The organism is Neoakkermansia glycaniphila (assembly GCF_001683795.1).
GTDB classification, from domain to species: domain Bacteria; phylum Verrucomicrobiota; class Verrucomicrobiia; order Verrucomicrobiales; family Akkermansiaceae; genus Akkermansia; species Akkermansia glycaniphila.
Genome location: NZ_LIGX01000005.1, coordinates 1 through 18,307, shown reverse-complemented (window position 1 = coordinate 18,307; position 18,307 = coordinate 1). Strand labels below are relative to the sequence as shown.

The following is an 18,307-nucleotide window of genomic DNA, read 5'->3' as shown; positions in this document are numbered from 1 at the left end:
CCCTCGAAGCGCGGGCCATGCTCCTGCAGGACGTGGGAGACCGGCAGGTAGAAGCGGACGTAGCCTTTGCGGACGCGAAAGGGTACAAACGCACGGTAGAAGGAATCAAACCCGGAAGCACGGGAGTGGAAGTAGGCCTCGGACTCACGATACCGGTCGAACTGCAAAGCAGCATCTTCATGGAAATCAACCTTGATGCGCGCAGCCGGAGCACGGAAGTAAGCGGAGGAATCGGCTACCGCTACAACTTCTAAAGGAACGGCGCAAACCAACCGACCGCAACCACGCAACGGCAGAGCCGGAGGGGAACAGCCCCCTCCGGCTCTCTTGCATACCGGAACACGGAAACGAGGGAAATCACCCTCTTCCTCCCATGTATGGCTCGCGGATTCCTTATCCGTCGTCAATATGAAAGTTTCGTAAAACGATATTTTTTTGTATTTTATCCTTCATCCATGTTTTTCCTTTTCGGGATCTTGCCCATGAGAAACAAAAGATATATATAGTAATGTTATAACGGATAAGGAATCCGGTAGGTTTATCCATCTTAATCATTTGTCTGTTATGAAATTTTTGTTTTATCCATCAATGATTTGCGTGTTGACGGCAGGATTGTGTTCCAGCGTGTCTGCGGTAGAAATCAAAACCGGCGATACAACGGCCTACCAGTCTACCGTACAGGATTATACGATCGAAGAAGGCGGCGCTCTTACGTTTTCTCAGACGCAGAATACGTCGTTCAACCAAATCTTTACCTTTGCTGCAGCATCTGCCGCTGTTCCTTCCGTGATCGGAGAGGATGTCGCCGTGATCGGTTGGAGCAATTCCGAGAATTCCGCATCCCGGACAGTGTCGTTTGCGAATGCGACGTTTGCGGGGCATGCCAATGTCCGTGTGGCGATCAAGAGTACCAGAGATACGACGGTCAATCTTCAAGGTGTTTCCGGCCAATCGTTTTCCGGTTCCGTTTCCGTGACGAACGGATGGAATGGTGGTGTTACCGTGCAGTATAGAGGGACTGGCATGTCTGCTGCGCAATATATTTTCGGTACTGCAGCCAAGGCGTACGATACTGCTTCGGCGAAGTACGGATGTACGCCCAATCTTGGTTTCAGTACATTGTCCATTACAGGCGATGCTTCTTTTGCGGGTATTACCGGCAGTACGAATCTTACCGGGAAGGAACGTTTGACGACATCGGGAACGGATCTTGTATTGACGCTTACCGGGGCTGAGTCTTATGTTTACGGCGGAGCCATGGGTGCTGCATCGGCATATCTGAATCTCTCCATGACGGGTGGGGGTACTCAGTCCTTTACGGGTTCGACTTTTCTTGGGGATATTCTTCTCGGAGGAGGCAGTTCGCTCATTCTTACGCAAAATGCGACCATTAACGGCAATATTACGATTGATCTTACCGGACTGTCCGCAGGTACGTATGAGTTTATTACGGGTAAGGATGTGACTCTTGCCGAGAGCAATCTGACCGGTCTTGGCGCGAATATGAGAGCCATTATCGACGGAGGGACAGTGACGCTGCAGATGGTGCCGGAACCGGCAAGTGCGGCTTTCGGTCTTGTTTCTCTGGCCGGATTGATGCTGCGCCGCCGCCGCAAATGATTCTTTTCTTCCGGGTTTTCTGGCAGTAAATAAGGCAACGGCCGCAGGTATTATGCTGCGGCCGTTTTCATTTTGAATGCTTGAAAGGATTATTCCGCAATGGCGGCGGGCCGTTGCGGGATGAGATGTGTTGAGCGGGGGTTATTTGTCTTCGATGGAGAAGTCGAGTCCGAGGTCGAGCGACGGCGCCGAGTGGGTGAGTACGCCAAAGGAGATGAAGTCCACGCCGGATTCGGCCGCGGCTGGTGCCGTTTCGAGGGTGATGCCGCCGCTGGCCTCGTAGAGGGGGAGCGAGCGTTGTCCGCGCATTTCGACGGCTTGTTTCATTTGCTCGGGACTCATGTTGTCAAGGAGGATGTGGTCGACTCCTTCAAGTTTGAGGAAGGCGGCTACCTGGTCGAGGTTGTCCGCTTCGAGCTGGACTTCAACACCGGGTTTTTCTTCCTTGAGTTTGCTGATGCAGGCTTGTAGGTGTTCGGTGTTGCCGTCGGTCATGAGGTGGTTGTCCTTGACCATGGCGCGGTCGTAGAGGCCGAGGCGGTGGTTGGTGCCGCCTCCGTGTGTGACGGCGGCCTTTTCGAGGAGCCGGTAACCGGGGGTGGTTTTGCGGGTGTCGAGCAGTCGGGTGCTGGTGTGGCTGATGGCTTTGACGTATCGGCGCGTGAGGGTGGCGATGCCGGAGAGTCGCTGGATGAAGTTGAGGGCGGTGCGTTCGGCTCCGAGGATGGAGCGGGCATTGCCTTCGATGAGCATGACGATGGCCCCGGGGCCGACGATGGCTCCATCGTTGAGGTAGATTTCGATGTGAAGGTTCGGATCGACGGTGCGAAATACCTGTGCGGCGACTTCGACGCCGGAGAGTACGCCTTTGCTGCGCGGGGTGAGGACGGCACGGGCCTTGAGATCGGCAGGGACGAAGTATTCGGAGGTGACGTCGCCCGTGCCGAAGTCTTCCTTCAGGGCGAGGTCGATCAGTTCTGAAATGTTGTTGCTAACCATGTCGGTAGGGTCAATAATTGCGGTTGAGTAGATAGTCGTTGAGTGCAAGCAGGCGTGTGCGCTGCTGTTCGGGGAAGATGTCGAGAGCTTTGCAGGCTGCTACGGTGAGGTCGCGGGCTTCCTGCCGGGCATGGTCGATGCCGACGAGGGCGGGGTAGGTGGCTTTGCCTGCCTGTTCGTCTTTGCCGATGGATTTGCCGAGGGTTTCGGGGGTGGAGGTGATGTCCAGAATGTCGTCGATGATCTGGAAGGCGAGGCCGAGGTTTTGCCCGTAGGCGGTGAGGGCGGCGAGTTGTTCGGAGGCAGCGGCGGCACTCATGGCTCCGAGGCGGATGGCTGCGGTGAGGAGGGCGGATGTTTTGCCGTTGTGGATGGCACGTAGTTCTTCGATGGTGAGCTGGCGGCCTTCGCCTTCGAGGTCGAGTACCTGGCCTCCGATGAGTTGGCGGCTGCCGGTGGCTTCGGCCAGTTCGCGTACATAGTCCGCTACGCTGTAGCTTGCATTTTCCGGAAGGCGGGCGAGCATGGCGAAGGCTTCCGTGAGGAGGGCGTCGCCTGCGAGGACGGCGATGCCTTCGCCGAAGACTTTGTGGTTGGTCGGTTTGCCACGGCGCAGGTCGTCGTTGTCCATGCAGGGGAGGTCGTCATGGATCAGGGTGTAGGTGTGCAGGGTTTCGACGGCACAGGCGGCAGGCATCGCCGTGGCGGCATTTCCTCCGCAGGCTTCGGCCGCCGCGATGCAGAGGACGGGGCGGATGCGTTTGCCTCCGGCGAAGATGCTGTAGCGCATCGCCTGATGGATGGTGGCGGGGGATGCGGTGTCCGGCGGCAGCATGCTGTCGAGCGCCTGGTCGACTTGCTCCGCCGTGGCGGCGATGTATTCTCGGATGGTCATGATGAAAAGAGCGTGCAGCCGCCGGAGCAGCCACACGCATCAGGTTTTTCGTTTTGTTATCTGGAGGCGAGCAGTTCGGCGATCTGCACGGCGTTGAGGGCAGCCCCCTTGCGTACCTGGTCGCCGACGACCCAGAGGTTGAGGGCGTTGTCGACGGCGAGGTCGCGGCGCATGCGGCCGACGTAGCAGGTGTCGCCGTTGGTGCTGTCGAGCGGGGTCGGCCATGTGCGGGTGGCGGGATCGTCCATCAGGGCGATGCCGGGTTTGCCGTCGAATGCCTTGCGGGCAAGTTCGAGGTCGACGGGTTTGTAGAACTGGGCGACGACGGAGATGGAGTGCGAACGGTATACGGGGACGCGGACGCAGGTGCAGGTGACGTTGAGTTCCGGAAGGCTCATGATTTTGCGCCCTTCGTTGAGCATTTTGAGTTCTTCCTTGGTGTAGCCGTTATCCGCAAAGTTGTCGATCTGCGGGATGAGGTTGAAGGCGATTTGCTTGGGATAGACTTTGCTTTCGACCGGGTGGCCGTCGACGATGGCGCGTACCTGGCCTTCGAGTTCGGCGATGCCTTGCTGTCCGCTGCCGGAGACGGCCTGATAGCTGGAGGCGATGACGGTTTTGAGTCCGAACTGGAGGTGGAGGGGGTAGAGGGCCATCAGGGTGATGATGGTGGTGCAGTTCGGGTTCGCAATGATGTTGCGCGGATGGTCGAAGGCGGCTTCCGGGTTGATTTCAGGGACGACGAGCGGTACGTCCGGGTCCTGACGGAAGGCCGAGGAGTTGTCCACGACGACGCAGCCAGCAGCAGCGGCGATGGGTGCGAACTGGCGGGAGATGTCGCCGCCGGCGCTGAAGAGGGCGAGATCCACTCCGGCAAAGGATTCCGGCGTGAGTTCTTCGACGGTGAGTGTCTGACCGCGGAAGGCGACCTGTTTACCGGCTGAACGTTTGGATGCCAGGAGTTTCAGGGAAGCCAGAGGGAAGTTTCTGGTTTCCAGGCAGGAGAGAATTTCGACGCCCACCGCACCGGTGGCTCCGACAATGGCTACGTTCATGTTTTTCATGTTTGGATGGATCTACTGCCCGGGCAAGGGCAGTGCGCGGGAAGTATAGGTAAAAACAACGGAATTGCAAGGATAAAGTGTGGATTCCGAGAGCCGGAAATGGCTTGTATTTCCGGAGCGATACGCGGTGTTTGGGCTGGCGGACGGCGGGGATTCGGTTTATACTGCTTCTCTGCACAAGCAGTGCCGCCGATGCGTGATATATGCGGCAGCAGGAAAGAAGCGAGAATCGACATGAAAAAGGTATTGATATTCGGGGCGGCTGGGCGTGTGGGAAGCAGGGCCGTGCAAGGGTTTCTTGAAGGCGGTTGGGAGGTGTCGTCCTGTGTTCGCGGCGAGGTCGATTTGGCTGATGGAGACGCAGTGGAGCGGCGCGTAGCGGAAGATTCCGCAGAGGCTGTGGTGAATTGTGCAGCAATCAGCAGTCTGGAAGCATGTGTGGATGATCCGTTGGCTGCCCATTTGGTGAATGCGGTGGCTCCGGCGATGATGGCCCGTGCCTGTGCCCGGGAGGGAAAGAGGTTCATTCATCTGAGTACGGACTACGTGCTGGATGGCAGGCGGCCGGGGTTGAAGGGGGAGGATGCTGGCTGCAAGCCGGTTTGCGTGTACGGCGAGAGCAAGCGGGAGGGAGAGCTGCAGGTGCTGGAGGAGTATCCCGATGCGGTTGTGGTGCGGGTGTCCTGGGTTTGCGGTCATCCCGGCAAGCCCGGTTTTGCGGAGGCCGTCGCCCGGAAGGCTTTGGCTGGCGAGCCTTTGACTGCGGTGGCGGACAAGTTTTCACTGCCGACGGATGTTGATGATGTTGTGCGTATTCTGTTGGCGATGTGTGAGCGGCAGGTGGATGGCGGTGTGTGGCATGTATGCAGTTCCGGCGAACCGATGTCCTGGTATGGTTATGCGTCCGTCGTGCTGGAGGTTCTGGCGGAGATGGGGTTTCCCGAAGGAAAAAGCGTGATTGTTGAACAAAAGCTGGACGAAATGCTTTCTTTCCGCGATACTCGACCGCGTCACACGGCGATGGGGAATGAACGTCTTCTGCAGCTCGGCATACGGATGCCCGATGCACGCGAAGCAATCCGCCATGCCGTGCTGCGCTACGTCCATTCCCGATCATGAGAGAATTTCACAAGCCACGCTATCAAGACCGCCCGTTCCGTCCGAAACCATCCGGCAATCGCCCGGTACAGCCTGTGAGCCGCATGCGCCGGGAAGATGCTCCCGAGGGCAGCGAAGAATGGACGGCTCCCTGGGTGCAGTTGAAGTATTTTTCGTATAATCCGGCCATTTTCCCCCGCATGCTGGGCGCGGTGAGTCCGGATGCCCGGGACGGCCAGTTGATCAATGTGTACGATAAGAATGGCGAGTTGTTCGGCGGCGGGTTCTGGAACGAGAAGAGCCGCACTCCTCTGCGCGTGCTGGCCCATGGCCGCGATGTGCTGACCGAGAAGGCGCTGGATGATGCGATCCGCAAAGCGGTGGCGTGGAGGCGCGATGTATGCCGCCTCGACGAGGTGACGAATGCCTACCGTGTGCTGCATGGGGATTCGGACGGTATCGGCGGGCTGATCGTGGACAGATATAACGATGTGTTGAGCCTCGAAGTGTCGACTCTCGGCGCGTGGCTGAGGCTTGACCGTTGGCTGCCCCTGCTGCATGAACTGTGCGGTACGAGCCGCCATGTGGTGCAGGTGGATGAATCCATTGCCCGCATGGAGGGTATTGATACGCGGCAGGCTCCTTCGAGTGATCCCGTGCGGCTGGTACGCATTCATGAGAATGGCGTTCAATTCGAAGTGGATTTCGCTCAGGGACACAAGACGGGCTTTTTCTGCGATCAGCGCGATAATCGGTTGAAGCTTTCGCAGCTTGTGCAGGGTAAGACTGTTCTCGATTTGTGTTGCTACAGCGGAGGCTTTTCCATTCTGGCCAAGAAGTTGGGAGGAGCTGCCGAGGTGACGGCAGTGGATCTCGACGAGAAGGCGATCGCGATGGCGAAGCGCAATGCCAATATCAATGGGCAGCAGCGTATCGATTTCGTGCATGCGGATGCCTTCGTGTATGCCCGCCAGATGGTGAGGAACGGCCGCTTGTTCGATGTGGTGCTGCTGGATCCTCCCAAGTTCGTACAGGGCAGGGATGAGGCCTACGAAGAGGGTATCAAGAAGTATCATGACCTGAATATGCTGGGATTGCAGTGCGTGCGCCCCGGTGGGTTGTTCGTGACGTGTTCCTGCTCCGGTCTGGTTTCGCCCGGAGAATTCGAGAAGACGGTGATCAAGGCCGCGCAGCGGCTGGGTCGCCGGTTGCAGATTGTGCAGATGTCCGGCCCCGGCTGGGACCATCCCTTCCTGAGTACCTATCCTGAGGGCCGTTATTTGAAGGTTCTTTGGGCACGGGTGCTGTGAACGCGGTTGTTTTCCATGTTCAGGTGAAGTCAATCGCCTGAACGGCAGCAAATCTTCGGGAATAAATCTTGCATTTTTTCCGGTCTGTTTGTATGTTTCCGTGCGCATGGCAGGAACCCGGACACAACAGTACGCCAAAAATTTTACGGCGACGCTGATCAGTTTCGTTGGGACGGCCATTTATTCGATCGTCTGGCGCAAGATGTTCATCTCCATGCTGGGGGTGGAATATCTCGGCATCGGAAGTCTTCTCGGCAATGTGCTCGGCATGTTGTCGCTGACGGAACTGGGTATCGGGACGAGTATCGTGTTCAGCCTGTACAAGCCGATTGCCGAAGGCAATCAGGCGAAAATGCATACGCTGATCTGGCTGTACCGGAAGATTTATGCATGGCTGGGGCTGGTCGTGTTCGTTTTGGGCATGATTCTGATGCCCTTTCTTCCGGATATCGCTAAGGGTTCGGAGAATATCGAGCATGTGTACTGGATTTATTTCATTACGCTTTCCTCGACGGTCGTTTCCTATTATTTTTCGTACAATTCGACGCTTTTTTCGGCCACGCAGAGGGAATATGTGCTGACGTATTTCGCGCAGATCTTCAAGTTCGTCAATCTCGGCGTCGCCGTAGCCGTGCTGCTTGTTTTTCAAAATTATCTGGCATTGTGCATTGCCGGCTTCGTGGTGGCGCTTGGAGATCGCATCATGGTCTATTTTCTGGCACGCCGAAATTGGCCGTGGTTGAGCACCAGACCGCAGGAGAAACTGAGCGAGCCGGAGAAGCGGGAGATCGTCAAGAATGTGAAGGCCATGTTCTTCCACAAGATCGGCGATTACTGCATCAACGGCACCAGCAGCCTGATCATCGGCGCGTTCGTGAATATTACCGCCGTCGGCATGTTCACCAATTACCTGACGCTGTTGAATGCCATTAAACCCGTGGCGACGGCCTGTTTCGGCAATATGACAGCGGGTATCGGCAATCTGGTGGCCACATCGTCCCGGGAACGCGTGTATGAAGTGTTTCAAGAGATCAATTTCCTGTCCTGCGCTGTTTTCGGTTTGGTTTCTATGGGGTTCTGCGTTTGTGCCAACAATATAATCTCTGTATGGCTCGGCTCCGAGTATATTCTGGATTTTACGGTCGTGGCTCTGATTGCGACAGATTTGTATCTGTACGGTATGAGGCAGGCACCTTTCCTGTTCCGCAATGGTGCCGGGCTGTTCTACAACGACCGATTTTCTCCGTTGATTCAGGCTGTGACCAATCTTGTGGTCGGTTTGGTCATGGTGCAGTACTGGGGAATGGCCGGGGTCTTTTTCGGTACGGTGGTGAGCGGGCTGGTGGCACCGTGCTGGATACGTCCGTTCGTGTTGTATCGGGATTATTTCGGTTTGCCGTTCCGTCGGTATGTTGGCAAGTATCTGCTTTATGCGGTTACAACGGGTGTGCCTGTTGTTGGCGCTATTTACATTTTTGATTATGTGCTTTGTTTGCCCCTTGATGCCAGCTCGCTGATGATACGAATGTCAGGATGCGTGGTTTTGTTTGTTGTCTGTTTGTCTATGGTTTCGATTTTCTTGCCGGAAAGAAAACTCTTGACCGTGCGTTTGTCCCATGTTATGTCCCGTGTATGGAAGCGGTTCTTGAAGAAGGGCTCGTAAGCTTGATTTCGCCATGTTATAACGTGGCGAAATATTTGCCGCGTTTTTTCGATTCTCTCTTGCAGCAAACATATGATCGGTTGCATGTTATTTTGATCGACGATGGGTCGACTGACGAAACATGGGATGTGATCGAACGGTATGTTCCTTTATTGAAAGCCAGAGGATATGAGGTCGATACGATAAGGCAGTCCAATCAGGGGCAATCAGTAGCGTTGCAGGTAGGCCTGCAGTATGTGAAAGGAGAGTTTTTCTCATGGCCGGATCCGGACGATTTTCTGTTTCCCGATTCGATTTCCCGGCGTGTTGCCATTTTGCGTTCGCAGCCGGACGATGTGGCTTTAGTGCGCTGCAATGCCGTTTGCATACGAGAGGAAGATGATGCAGAAATCGGATATTATATGCCCGCTGGTCAGGACGTGTATGTTTATGATCGATTTTTTCGGGATGTTTTGTTAAGGAAAACTTTTTTGGGAGCCATGTGTTGTCTTGCAAAAACAAGGAGTTTTTTGGATATCAACCCTGCCCGGGAAATATATACGAGAAAGGATGCAGGCCAGAACTGGCAATTGCTGTTGCCTTTGGGCTATCATTTTCGTACCGTTGAAACATCGGAAGTGTTATGTGGTTATCTGGTGCGTTCCACAAGCCATTCCCAGAAGATGCAATCCTACGAACAGCGTATTGCTTATGAAAACATGTGCGATACCGTGGTGCTAGAAACTTTGTTCCGCATGGGGTTGGCTGGCAGTAAATGGGAAAGGCAGGCGCATGCCCTTTCTGTGCTGCACTGCTATCGCATTGCGTGCCGTTGCCAACGCCCCCAAATGGCGGAGGAGTACCTTCGGGAACTTAAAACATTGGGATTCTCGGCGAGATGTGTTGCAAGGCTGTACTCCTTATGTGCACAGTTGGGCAAATCGCATTGGAATGAGAATCCTCAATCATATTTGAATCGAGGATTATCGTGGTTGGGTATTGCCTGTTTGCCTCCTTATTAATGTATCAATGACAGTCTGCTGCGGGGTCAGATAGAAAGCCTATTTTCTGGTGCGTGTACATGCTGCCTGAATGCACAGGATGATGAATGCGATGGCTGTACTGACAAGCTGCGTGAGGAAATAGGATCCCATCAGGCATGTTTTCTGTTCGACGATGGAATGGAACCAAGTGAAGAGGGTGCCGCTCAGGCAGAGACCGGGGATCAAGGCCACGATGGGAGAGTCGTTTTGGAGGTCCGGGATCGATGTCAGTATCGGCGTGAAAACGAGGGCAATGGCCATGAGGATGAACGCATAAACGACCGGACCATGGTTCTGCAGCCAGCGGCGCATCGGATTGAGGATGATGAGGGGTACCGTGATGGTGTACAGAATGGAGAAGACGGTGAGGAGGATGCCGCCAAACTGAATGGACGGATTATCGACTGCTCCGAAGGTGAGGGCGCCCAGGATGTTTTGTGAATCAGACTGGATGTAGAATGTGCCGTACAGGAGTCCGGCGTGCAGGACCAGCAAGACGATACCCCAGAAGTAGGCGGGTGCCCATCCGGGCAGGCTCAGGAAGGACGGGCGGATGCGCAGAGGATGTTTGGAGAGGTTTTCCTTGTGGCTGAGGAGGGTTTGGCTGGGCAGGGTCATGTCCAGCCAGACCGCGAAGAGGCAATACACGCTGCTGAAGATGAATTGCTGCACAGCGTCGAAGGTTGGGGTCAGGACGGTGATGGCCGTGATACCCCAGACGATGAAGCTCAACTGGCGCAGAGGTAGAGCACAGTTTTCGGACGGTGAGGCATAGAAACGCCGGGCAAGCGTGAGGAAGAGCAGGATGATGCAGACCGTATCCGCTGCCGAGACGAGGAGGAGCGGTACGGTTGTCTGGAGTGTTTCCTTATCCCATATTTTCAGCCCTTCGTAGAGTACGTCGGCCATGAGGCTGAAGAAGCCGAGGGCGCTCATAAAGTACATGATGCCCGCAATGATGCCGATGACCCGGTAGAAGAACGGCATGCCGGCCAAAAACATCTGAGCGGAGGTCAGAATGATGGAGGCGGCATTGATAATCAACAGGTGGATGAAAAAGAGCCAGAAGGGCTGTTCGTAGTGGAACGATGCGAATACAATGAACGGGAGCAGGAGGAGGTTGACCAGTCCCATTTGCACTGCCACGGAGAGCCATTTGCCGACAATGATCCGCCATGAGGTTTGCCCGGTGAGGATCAGGAAATTGGTGGCGTGCTGGCCGATGTCCTGTTTGACGGATTTGTAGGCGACGATGGTCAACAGGAAGAGTATGATGGAGGTGATCAGCCAGAATGAATGGTCGTTTTCAGAGCAAAGAGTGATGGCGAGCAGACATGGGATGAGGCCTGCGGTGATGAGTGCGCTTGACGAGCGCAGGCTCTGGCGCAGGTCTTTGACGAGCGCGGGGAGGAAATAGTCGGGGAAGTCGAGTTTGTTCATGCTTGGGAGGGGATGGGGGGGAGGTTGCCGGAGAGGATGGAGACGAAGGCTTCTTCGAGGTTGCGGCGGCGCGGGGTGAATTCGAGGATGGGCAGGGCGAGGCAGAGTTCCCTGAGTTCGCGGCTGAGCGCTTCATCAGAATCCAGCGAACAGACGGCGGATGCGCCTTGCGGCAGGGGCGTGATGTTGTTCCAGCCTTCGCGGTTTTTGAGCCACTCGACAAGAAGTTGAGGATCTCCGATGCAGCGGATAAGAATTTCCGTTACTGCCGAGGCGGTTTGCAGAAGGTCTTCCTGTGTGCCGGAGCGGATGATTTTGCCGTTGTCCATGAAGATCAGGTCGCTGCACATTTCCGAGAGTTCGGAGAGGATGTGCGAGCTGATCAGGATGGTTTTGCCTTGATTGGCGAGGTCGTGGATGTGCTGTTTGAATTCGAGCCGGGCTTTAGGGTCGAGTCCTGCGGCAGGTTCGTCGAGGATGAGAAGTTCGGGGTCGCCGACGAGCATGCGGGCAAGGCCTAGTTTCTGCTTCTGCCCTTTGGAGAGTTTGTCGATGAAGCGGTCGGCCAGGTCGGGGATTCCCGTGAATTCCATGAGCCGGGCGACCGTTTCCCGCCGTGTGTGGCCTTTCAATCCGTAGGCGCGGGCGAAGAAGTCGAGGTAGTCGCGGACTGTGGTGTTGCTGTAGACGTTGAAGTCGTCCGGCATCCAGCCGATGCGGTGGCGGATGAGTTCCGGATGCAGGACGGCATCGGCTCCGAGGATGCTGATGCTGCCTGTTGTAGGCTGGTCGAGGGTGGCCAGCATGCGCATCAGGGTCGTTTTGCCTGCGCCGTTGGCTCCGATGAGGCCGATGACCTGTCCGGTTTGCAGGGTGAATGAGACGGTGTCTACGGCATGAAGAGTGCCGAATAGACGGCACAGGTCGCGGACTTCGACAATGGGTGGCGATGTTTGGTTCATGGGGTAAAAGAGAAGGGAAAAAGCGGCACCTTTTCCGGGTCAGGCGGAAGCTTCCTGTTCAAGGAAGGAGTCGAGCTCTTCGAGAAGAGCCTGGGCTTTGCGGTTCCACCGCTTGCCGCCTTCCATGGCAAGGACGCATTGCTTTTTTCCGGAGAAGTTGTAGGTGTTCAAGCCGAGGCTTTTCAAGTGGTCGAGTTCGGTTTTGAGGGCAGTGAAGAAGAAGAGGGGCATGGGGGCGCGGGAGGCCATGTGGTCCAGCGGTATTTCCACGGGGGGAGTCTGCTCCCGCAGGTGGCGGGCCAGCGGCGTGAGGCCGACGTTTTCGAGCATCAGGCGGATGCGGCGGAAGAGGTAGTCGATGGGCAGGGAGTTGAGGGGGCAAGCCGTTTCCAGATAGAGCATGATCGCGTTGACGATTTCTTCACGGAAGGGGAGGGGCACTCCGGCGCGGTCCGCGGCTTCCTGCAGGATGCCGTCGAACCAGTCGCGGTCGTAATCCGAGAACACGCAGTGGCCGGATTGCAGGACGGGGCGATGGTTCTTGAGGGCGATCATGGGCTAGTCGATGGGAAGTTTGCGCTGCAGAGGGTCGTTGAGGGTGTGGTGCTCCATTTTGCGGATGAGTTCGATGAATTCTTCGACGTTCTGGAACTGGCGGTAAACGGAGACGTAGCGGATGTACGCAACGGGGTCGATGCCGTACAGTTTTTCGATGACTTTTTTCCCGATGATGCTGGAGGGGATTTCCCTCTGGTGGTCGCGGTGCAGTTCGGCGATGATTTCGTCGGCTGCATTGTCGAGCTGGTCCATGGAAACGGGCCGTTTTTCACAGGCCTTGATCATGCCGCGCAGGATTTTTTCACGGTTCAGCGCTTCGCGGAGGTGGTCACGCTTGACGACGCGCAGTTCGGTGCGCTCGATGTGCTCATAGGTGGTGTATCGGTAGCCGCAACGCAGGCATTCCCGGCGGCGGCGGATGGATGTGCCCTCCTTGGACATCCGGGAGTCGATGACCTTGTCCTCATAGTAGCCGCATTGAACGCAACGCATGGATTCATGCTACCACAAGGGATGGTAGTGTCAAGGGGAAAACTATGCCAAATGTGGCTTGCTGGCGCATTTTTGCCGTAAAGTTGCCGGGCGATGAACAGCAAGGAGTTGCGTTTTTTCCGTATGAGCCGCGTGGCAGGGCGGCAGCATGGATTCAGAGTGCGCCGAATGCCTGAAGCAGGCGGTTATCCATGGCGAGAGCTTCATGGATGTTGAAGTTCAGGTCTTCCCGGAGGGCGTCGATGGCGCTGGAACGTTTCAGCAATTCCGGAGAGGATGTGCGTGTCGCCAGCTTTTCGATTTCGGGGCAAAGGGGCGCCACATGTTCGCCGTGGGCGGCGAGGAGAATGGCCTGGCCGATGCAGAGGGAGAGCAGGTCGAGCATCTGGGCGCGTTCGGCCAGATATTCTGTTTCGATGAGCGCCGTGGTCGTGTCCTTTTGCTGGGCTTCCCAGTCGCGCGTGTCCGTGCCCTGGGAGATGGCTTTGGCTTCTTCCTTGACGGCGGCATTGATGCGTTTGGAGATTTCTTCCCTGCGCTCGGCCAGCAGTTGCAGGAAATCGCTGCGGAGCGCAAGGGCGGAGATGTCCTTGCCCATGCCCGCAAGGGCTCGGGCGCAGGCAGGAAGGAAGGCCTGTTGCACCGGAGTGAGGCGTATGCCCGAATCCTTGTCCCTCAAGTCCATGCGGATGCAGCGGGACAGGATGGTGGAAAGGAGCTGGGAGGGCTGTTCCGTGACGAGGATGATGAGGGTCTGGGGCGGAGGCTCTTCGAGAGTTTTCAGGAAGGCGTTGGCCGCCTGTTCGTTGATGCGGTCCGCTTCGAGGATGATGACGATTTTCGTCTGCCCTTCAGCGGCGCGGAGCTGGAGGAATGGCTCGATGGTTCGGATGTCCTCGATCAGGATGCGGCGCGATTTGGAACTGGGGCGGACGATGCGGCAAAGCGGGTGGTGCAGGGCATCGAGGGAGTCGGCGCGGCAGCCGTTCAGCAGGGTGGCGGCGTACAGGGCAAGCTCGCATGTGCCGGCGGACGGTGCGCCTGCCAACAGGAGGGCATGAGGCATCCGGTTGTTGTCCCGCGCCGTGCGGATGAGCGCCTGCGCCTGCTGGAGAGAAAATGCCATGTCTCGCACATTATGCCATTTCCGTGCGTCAGGGCAACAGAAAAGAATGGCTTTCACATGGAAAATCGTGTACATTGCGTGCAGCTATGCAAGACCAGTCCAACAAGAAACAGATTGTATTCAGCCCCCGCGGCAGCTATTCGGATCTTGAAAAGAAGCTCCTTTTCGCGCCGAAATTCGACGCCAACGGTCTGATTCCCGCCCTTGCCATGGATTACCGCACGCGCGAGCCGCTGATGCTTGCCTATATGAATGAGGAATCCCTTAAAATGACGCTCGAACTTGGCGAAGCCGTCTATTACTCTCGCAGCCGCCAGGAAATCTGGCACAAGGGTGCGACGAGTGGCCATATTCAGAAGGTACACCAGATTCTGACGGATTGCGATCAGGATGCCATCATTCTGCTGGTCGATCAGATCGGAGCCGGAGCCTGCCACACGGGGCACCACTCCTGCTTCTACCGTTCCGTACCTTTCGGCGATGCGGTGAAGGATGGAGAACCCGTCGTCCTCGAGCAGGCGGACGCAGGCACATGCTTCGATCCCGACGCCGTGTACGGCAAACATTGAGATAGCTCCTCTCTGCGGCATTTTGGACTTTCTTCTTGAAGGCGTCCTTTGCCGCATGGTATATTTCCGGCGAACATGAAAGTGCATGCTATCCTTCTTGGTTGCGGTCTTGCCGTATGCGGCCTGACGCATTGTGCGAGCGAAGGGCCTCCCCCTGCCGGTTCCATTCGTCTCGTCGATCCCGTCGCCGTCGCCTACAATAATAAGGCCAAGGCTGCCGAAAGCCGGAAAGACTGGAAAGGCGCGATCAAGCAATACAAGTATCTGATCGAACGCTGCCCTCTGGCGCAGGAAACTCCGGCAGCCAGATTCCGCCTCGGACAGCTCTACGAGATGACCAACGATCCGATTGCGGCGTTCGAAGCCTATCAGAAGCTTGTGGAGAAGCATCACGGCAGCGAGCTGTACAAGGCGGCTCTCGACCGCCAGCTCGCCATTGCCCTGGCAGCGGCCAACGGAGCTTTGAAAAACAAGGTTTTCTGGCTTTGGGATGTGAATATGGACCCTGCCATCGTCATCAAATGGCTGAACTCCATCCGCGATAATGCCCCATACAATGAACTGGCCGCCATGACGACCTATGTGCTGGGCAAGTACCTGATCGACAGGGACCGCCCGGACGAAGCCCGCATGGCTTATCAGAAACTGGTGGAGAATTATCCGCAGAGCAAGTATGCGCCCGAGGCTCAGCTGATGGTCGCCCGCATCTGGTCCGACTCGCATACGAAGGGCAACCAGAATCAGGTGAACCTCGCCAATGCGCAGGAAGCCTACGAAGAATTCTGCCTGCGGTTCCCCGATCATCCCGATGCGAAAAAGGCGCGCGAAGGCGTGAGCAGCATGCGCAGCCTGCTTGTGCGCCAGCAGCTGGATGTGGGCGAGTACTATCTGACCCGCGCCAAGGATATGAATGCAGCCGTATTCTGTTTTGAGGACGTGATCCGCAACGAAGCCCAGAACCCCGAAGCCGCCGCGAAGGCCCGCAAGCATCTGGCGGCCATACGCGGCCATGCCGCGAAGCAGGGCAACGCCACCGCCAAAGCCGACAAACAATGAAGCGCACGAAGCGAACCTTCTTTCTTGCCCTCTCCGGCATGCTGCTGCTCGGCACGCTGCCGGGATGCGGGTACCATATCGGGGGCCTGAAGCCGAAGGCTCTGGCTTCGATGAAGACCTTCAATGTGGTCATGATGGAAAACCGCTCTCTGGAACCGCAGGCGGGCGTACTCATGACTTCGGCCCTCACCGACGTGCTTCAGCGTGACGGCACCTATGAAATCGCCACACGCAATGCGGGCGATTTCCGCATCGAAGGTTGCGTGACTGGAATCTCATTCCGGCAGGAACGCTCCAGCTATACGGACTCCTACCTGAGTACGGAAATCGGCTTGCAGCTCTTCGTCACCTATAATGTATACAGCAACAAGACGGGCAAACTGCTGACCTCCGGTTCGACGACGGCGACATCCACCTTCTTCAACTCCGGCAATGTGCAGACGGCCCGCACCAACGCGTTGTCGTATGCCGTCCGCCGTGCTGCGGAAAATATTGCGGACCGTCTCACGAACGGTTGACGCCTCCGGCCATGATTACCTATCCCGTCAGCTTCGTCTCTCTACCCATCGGCAACCGCGACGATATTACGCGCCGCGCCTTGCAGGTGCTGGGCGAGGTCGATGTCATCGCCTGTGAAGATACGCGCCATACGGGACTGCTGCTTTCTCATTACGAGATTTCCAAACCCCTGCTCAGCATGCACGAACACAATGAGAACGTGCGTGCGCCGGAAATCGCCGCCCGGGCTCTGGCGGGAGAAACCTTCGCCGTGGTCACGGATGCGGGCATGCCCGGCGTGAGCGATCCGGGTTACAGGCTGATTCAGGAACTCAAGGCGCGGGAAGTCCCATTCACCGTTCTGCCCGGACCTTCCGCCGTCATGACGGCGCTTGTCGGCTCCGGCCTTCCGAGCGATGCGTTCTTCTTCGGCGGCTTTTTGCCCGTCAAATCGGGCCGCAGAGCCGCCATGCTGCAAAAGGCATTGGAAGCTTCCCATACCGGCATTTTCTACGAATCTCCGTTCCGCATCGTCAAAACGGTGCAGGCTCTGGCGGAAATCGACCCCGAAGCCCCCATCTGCGTAGCGCGGGAACTGACCAAGGTTTTTGAAACATACCATCGCGGCAAGGCGTCCGACTTGCTGGAAGAATTCAAGGCCAAGCCGCCGAAGGGTGAAATCGTTCTTCTGGTCGGCGGCACCAATGCTCCACGTCAAAACGGATAACGGATTTCATTCCTGACCGGGATAGCCCATCTGATTGTGACCGAAGCTTTGTCTTCGTCGCATGGTTTACTGCTCTTTGGTGATGCACCCGTACCCGGCAAACGCCGCCCCGTCCACGGAAACGGCCTTATCCGACACGCCTTATTGCATGAAAAATCTTTTAAAAGCGTTATTCTTTGTTATCCGAATGCGTCGATTATGTAGGCCATAAAAGGCAGCACGGCAGAGGCGGGAATGCTTGTATCCCCGCCTCTGCCTGCTTTTTTGAGTGATAGACGCTGAATCGCACCAATAAAAACGCCGGAGGCGTTTAAGCCTCCGGCGTGGATGGATTATTTTATCATAGCCGTTACTTGCCTTCGATTAGGCTTCCCGGTTTTACTTTGGCGGGTTTCCCGGTAAGTACGGATTCCATGGCATCACGGGCATCCGTATTGCCAGCCTCTGCGGATTTTTGCCACCATTCCATGGCTTTCCCTAGGTCCATGGGTTCTCCCCCCTTTCCATAGTAGCAATAGACGCCCATCATATATTGGGATGCGTCTTCGCCTTGCTGAGCGGCCTTGATGAACCATTCTCGAGCTTTGACAGCATCTTGCTGTACGCCAATGCCTCTCTCATAACATGCTCCTACATTGTATTGTCCCATGGAATGTCCTTGTTGGGCTGCTTTCATATACCACTCAAAGGCCTTCTCAGGATTTACGGACACTCCCTTGCCCGTGTGATAGCGATAACCTATGCTATTCTGTGCGTCAGAGTTTCCTTTGAGTGCAGCTTTCATGTACCATTCAAAGGCTCTTTCTAGGTTCTGGGTGTTGTCAATATCACTGTCATAAAGTCGGCCAAGGAGATATTGAGCAGCTGCATTATCTTGTCGAGCTGCTTTGGACGCCCATTCAAAAGCCTGAATATGATCTTTTGAGGTACCGTCTCCGTTAAAATAATAAGCAGCAAGATTGTATTGCGCTTTACCATGCCCTTGTAGAGCGGCTTTCATAGTTAAGTCAAAAGCACGATGATAATCTCGTGGCAACAACTTACCTTGATGATAACACCCGCCTAATATACATTGAGCATCAGCATACCCTTGATCTACCGCCTTATGAAGCAATTCTACTGCCCTTTGATAATCCTTGGGAACTCCCTCTCCTTTCCCATAACGAAGCGCCAAGGCGACTTGCGCTTTGGGATCACCCTGTTCCGCC

The 18,307-nt window shown here is 56.1% G+C and carries 18 protein-coding genes and 1 pseudogene; 10 read left to right on the top strand and 9 right to left on the bottom strand.

Annotation, left to right across the window (positions count from 1 at the left end):
- A pseudogene (locus tag AC781_RS02500) lies at positions 1 to 254 on the top strand (hypothetical protein); the annotation flags it as partial.
- A gap of 310 nt (positions 255 to 564) precedes the next feature.
- A complete protein-coding gene (locus AC781_RS02495; protein WP_071133162.1) occupies positions 565 to 1,620 on the top strand; it encodes a hypothetical protein in 1,056 nt (351 codons plus the stop codon).
- A 141-nt stretch (positions 1,621 to 1,761) separates the two neighbouring features.
- On the opposite strand, the gene nadC is transcribed toward AC781_RS02495, so the two are convergent.
- The 3 genes from nadC to AC781_RS02480 are packed head-to-tail and all read right to left on the bottom strand — an operon-like array spanning position 1,762 to position 4,578.
- A complete protein-coding gene (gene nadC / locus AC781_RS02490) occupies positions 1,762 to 2,619 on the bottom strand; it encodes a carboxylating nicotinate-nucleotide diphosphorylase (RefSeq protein WP_067772977.1) in 858 nt (285 codons plus the stop codon).
- Between the two features lie 10 nt (positions 2,620 to 2,629).
- Positions 2,630 to 3,514, bottom strand: coding sequence for a polyprenyl synthetase family protein (locus AC781_RS02485; RefSeq protein WP_067772986.1), 885 nt, complete (start codon positions 3,512 to 3,514; stop codon positions 2,630 to 2,632).
- Positions 3,515 to 3,570: 56 nt separating this feature from the next.
- A complete protein-coding gene (locus AC781_RS02480) occupies positions 3,571 to 4,578 on the bottom strand; it encodes an aspartate-semialdehyde dehydrogenase (protein WP_067772974.1) in 1,008 nt (335 codons plus the stop codon).
- 234 nt (positions 4,579 to 4,812) lie between these two features.
- Between AC781_RS02480 and AC781_RS02475 the strand changes: the two genes are divergently transcribed.
- The 4 genes from AC781_RS02475 to AC781_RS02460 all read left to right on the top strand — a co-directional run bounded on the left by AC781_RS02475 (position 4,813) and on the right by AC781_RS02460 (position 9,650).
- Positions 4,813 to 5,697 carry an SDR family oxidoreductase gene (locus AC781_RS02475; RefSeq protein WP_071133161.1) on the top strand — a complete coding sequence of 295 codons (885 nt, stop codon included), beginning with the start codon at positions 4,813 to 4,815 and terminating at the stop codon, positions 5,695 to 5,697.
- Positions 5,694 to 6,986, top strand: coding sequence for a class I SAM-dependent rRNA methyltransferase (locus tag AC781_RS02470; protein WP_067772968.1), 1,293 nt, complete (start codon positions 5,694 to 5,696; stop codon positions 6,984 to 6,986). Before AC781_RS02475 ends, AC781_RS02470 begins: the two co-directional genes overlap by 4 nt.
- A 106-nt stretch (positions 6,987 to 7,092) precedes the next feature.
- Positions 7,093 to 8,649 carry a lipopolysaccharide biosynthesis protein gene (locus AC781_RS13925; protein WP_067772965.1) on the top strand — a complete coding sequence of 519 codons (1,557 nt, stop codon included), beginning with the start codon at positions 7,093 to 7,095 and terminating at the stop codon, positions 8,647 to 8,649.
- Positions 8,619 to 9,650 carry a glycosyltransferase family A protein gene (locus AC781_RS02460; protein WP_067772959.1) on the top strand — a complete coding sequence of 344 codons (1,032 nt, stop codon included), beginning with the start codon at positions 8,619 to 8,621 and terminating at the stop codon, positions 9,648 to 9,650. The genes AC781_RS13925 and AC781_RS02460 overlap by 31 nt, the downstream gene beginning before the upstream one ends.
- A 39-nt stretch (positions 9,651 to 9,689) precedes the next feature.
- Here AC781_RS02460 and AC781_RS02455 read toward each other — a convergent pair whose 3' ends face one another.
- From AC781_RS02455 to AC781_RS02435, 5 genes are all read right to left on the bottom strand, one after another.
- Positions 9,690 to 11,111: a hypothetical protein gene (locus tag AC781_RS02455; protein WP_067772956.1), complete on the bottom strand. Its 1,422-nt coding sequence runs from the start codon at positions 11,109 to 11,111 to the stop codon at positions 9,690 to 9,692.
- The gene (locus tag AC781_RS02450) at positions 11,108 to 12,073 is read right to left on the bottom strand and encodes an ABC transporter ATP-binding protein (protein WP_067772953.1); all 966 of its coding nucleotides are present in this window, start codon (positions 12,071 to 12,073) and stop codon (positions 11,108 to 11,110) included. Before AC781_RS02450 ends, AC781_RS02455 begins: the two co-directional genes overlap by 4 nt.
- A gap of 39 nt (positions 12,074 to 12,112) precedes the next feature.
- Positions 12,113 to 12,628 (bottom strand): hypothetical protein, encoded by a 516-nt coding sequence (locus AC781_RS02445; protein ID WP_067772950.1) that lies wholly within the window; start codon positions 12,626 to 12,628, stop codon positions 12,113 to 12,115.
- A 3-nt stretch (positions 12,629 to 12,631) separates the two neighbouring features.
- Positions 12,632 to 13,123: a transcriptional regulator NrdR gene (gene nrdR / locus AC781_RS02440; RefSeq protein WP_067772947.1), complete on the bottom strand. Its 492-nt coding sequence runs from the start codon at positions 13,121 to 13,123 to the stop codon at positions 12,632 to 12,634.
- 154 nt (positions 13,124 to 13,277) lie between these two features.
- Positions 13,278 to 14,249, bottom strand: a complete 972-nt coding sequence (locus AC781_RS02435) for a hypothetical protein (RefSeq protein ID WP_172801726.1) — start codon at positions 14,247 to 14,249, stop codon at positions 13,278 to 13,280.
- An 86-nt stretch (positions 14,250 to 14,335) separates the two neighbouring features.
- Here AC781_RS02435 and hisI point away from each other — a divergent pair, with 86 nt between their 5' ends.
- From hisI to rsmI, 4 genes are all read left to right on the top strand, one after another.
- A complete protein-coding gene (gene hisI / locus AC781_RS02430) occupies positions 14,336 to 14,818 on the top strand; it encodes a phosphoribosyl-AMP cyclohydrolase (protein WP_067772941.1) in 483 nt (160 codons plus the stop codon).
- 75 nt (positions 14,819 to 14,893) lie between these two features.
- Entirely contained in the window at positions 14,894 to 15,874 is a 981-nt protein-coding gene (locus AC781_RS02425; protein ID WP_067772938.1) for a tetratricopeptide repeat protein, read from the top strand.
- Positions 15,871 to 16,392: an LPS assembly lipoprotein LptE gene (lptE, locus tag AC781_RS02420; protein WP_071133158.1), complete on the top strand. Its 522-nt coding sequence runs from the start codon at positions 15,871 to 15,873 to the stop codon at positions 16,390 to 16,392. The genes AC781_RS02425 and lptE overlap by 4 nt, the downstream gene beginning before the upstream one ends.
- Before the next feature lie 11 nt (positions 16,393 to 16,403).
- Positions 16,404 to 17,099 (top strand): 16S rRNA (cytidine(1402)-2'-O)-methyltransferase, encoded by a 696-nt coding sequence (rsmI, locus tag AC781_RS02415; protein WP_067772932.1) that lies wholly within the window; start codon positions 16,404 to 16,406, stop codon positions 17,097 to 17,099.
- 349 nt (positions 17,100 to 17,448) lie between these two features.
- On the opposite strand, the gene AC781_RS02410 is transcribed toward rsmI, so the two are convergent.
- On the bottom strand, positions 17,449 to 18,307 hold an 859-nt coding region (locus AC781_RS02410), incomplete at its 5' end, for an SEL1-like repeat protein (RefSeq protein WP_083076434.1).

What these genes read in the sequence shown, in the direction of transcription:
- AC781_RS02470 (WP_067772968.1), top strand. Translation starts at nt 5,694, where the DNA reads ATGAGAGAATTTCACAAGCCACGCTATCAAGACCGCCCGTTCCGTCCG.
- AC781_RS02495 (WP_071133162.1), top strand. Translation starts at nt 565, where the DNA reads ATGAAATTTTTGTTTTATCCATCAATGATTTGCGTGTTGACGGCAGGA.
- lptE (WP_071133158.1), top strand. Translation starts at nt 15,871, where the DNA reads ATGAAGCGCACGAAGCGAACCTTCTTTCTTGCCCTCTCCGGCATGCTG.
- AC781_RS13925 (WP_067772965.1), top strand. Translation starts at nt 7,093, where the DNA reads ATGGCAGGAACCCGGACACAACAGTACGCCAAAAATTTTACGGCGACG.
- AC781_RS02480 (WP_067772974.1), bottom strand. Translation starts at nt 4,578, where the DNA reads ATGAAAAACATGAACGTAGCCATTGTCGGAGCCACCGGTGCGGTGGGC.
- AC781_RS02485 (WP_067772986.1), bottom strand. Translation starts at nt 3,514, where the DNA reads ATGACCATCCGAGAATACATCGCCGCCACGGCGGAGCAAGTCGACCAG.
- AC781_RS02445 (WP_067772950.1), bottom strand. Translation starts at nt 12,628, where the DNA reads ATGATCGCCCTCAAGAACCATCGCCCCGTCCTGCAATCCGGCCACTGC.
- hisI (WP_067772941.1), top strand. Translation starts at nt 14,336, where the DNA reads ATGCAAGACCAGTCCAACAAGAAACAGATTGTATTCAGCCCCCGCGGC.
- AC781_RS02460 (WP_067772959.1), top strand. Translation starts at nt 8,619, where the DNA reads ATGGAAGCGGTTCTTGAAGAAGGGCTCGTAAGCTTGATTTCGCCATGT.
- AC781_RS02475 (WP_071133161.1), top strand. Translation starts at nt 4,813, where the DNA reads ATGAAAAAGGTATTGATATTCGGGGCGGCTGGGCGTGTGGGAAGCAGG.
- AC781_RS02425 (WP_067772938.1), top strand. Translation starts at nt 14,894, where the DNA reads ATGAAAGTGCATGCTATCCTTCTTGGTTGCGGTCTTGCCGTATGCGGC.
- AC781_RS02435 (WP_172801726.1), bottom strand. Translation starts at nt 14,249, where the DNA reads ATGGCATTTTCTCTCCAGCAGGCGCAGGCGCTCATCCGCACGGCGCGG.
- AC781_RS02450 (WP_067772953.1), bottom strand. Translation starts at nt 12,073, where the DNA reads ATGAACCAAACATCGCCACCCATTGTCGAAGTCCGCGACCTGTGCCGT.
- nrdR (WP_067772947.1), bottom strand. Translation starts at nt 13,123, where the DNA reads ATGCGTTGCGTTCAATGCGGCTACTATGAGGACAAGGTCATCGACTCC.
- AC781_RS02455 (WP_067772956.1), bottom strand. Translation starts at nt 11,111, where the DNA reads ATGAACAAACTCGACTTCCCCGACTATTTCCTCCCCGCGCTCGTCAAA.
- rsmI (WP_067772932.1), top strand. Translation starts at nt 16,404, where the DNA reads ATGATTACCTATCCCGTCAGCTTCGTCTCTCTACCCATCGGCAACCGC.
- nadC (WP_067772977.1), bottom strand. Translation starts at nt 2,619, where the DNA reads ATGGTTAGCAACAACATTTCAGAACTGATCGACCTCGCCCTGAAGGAA.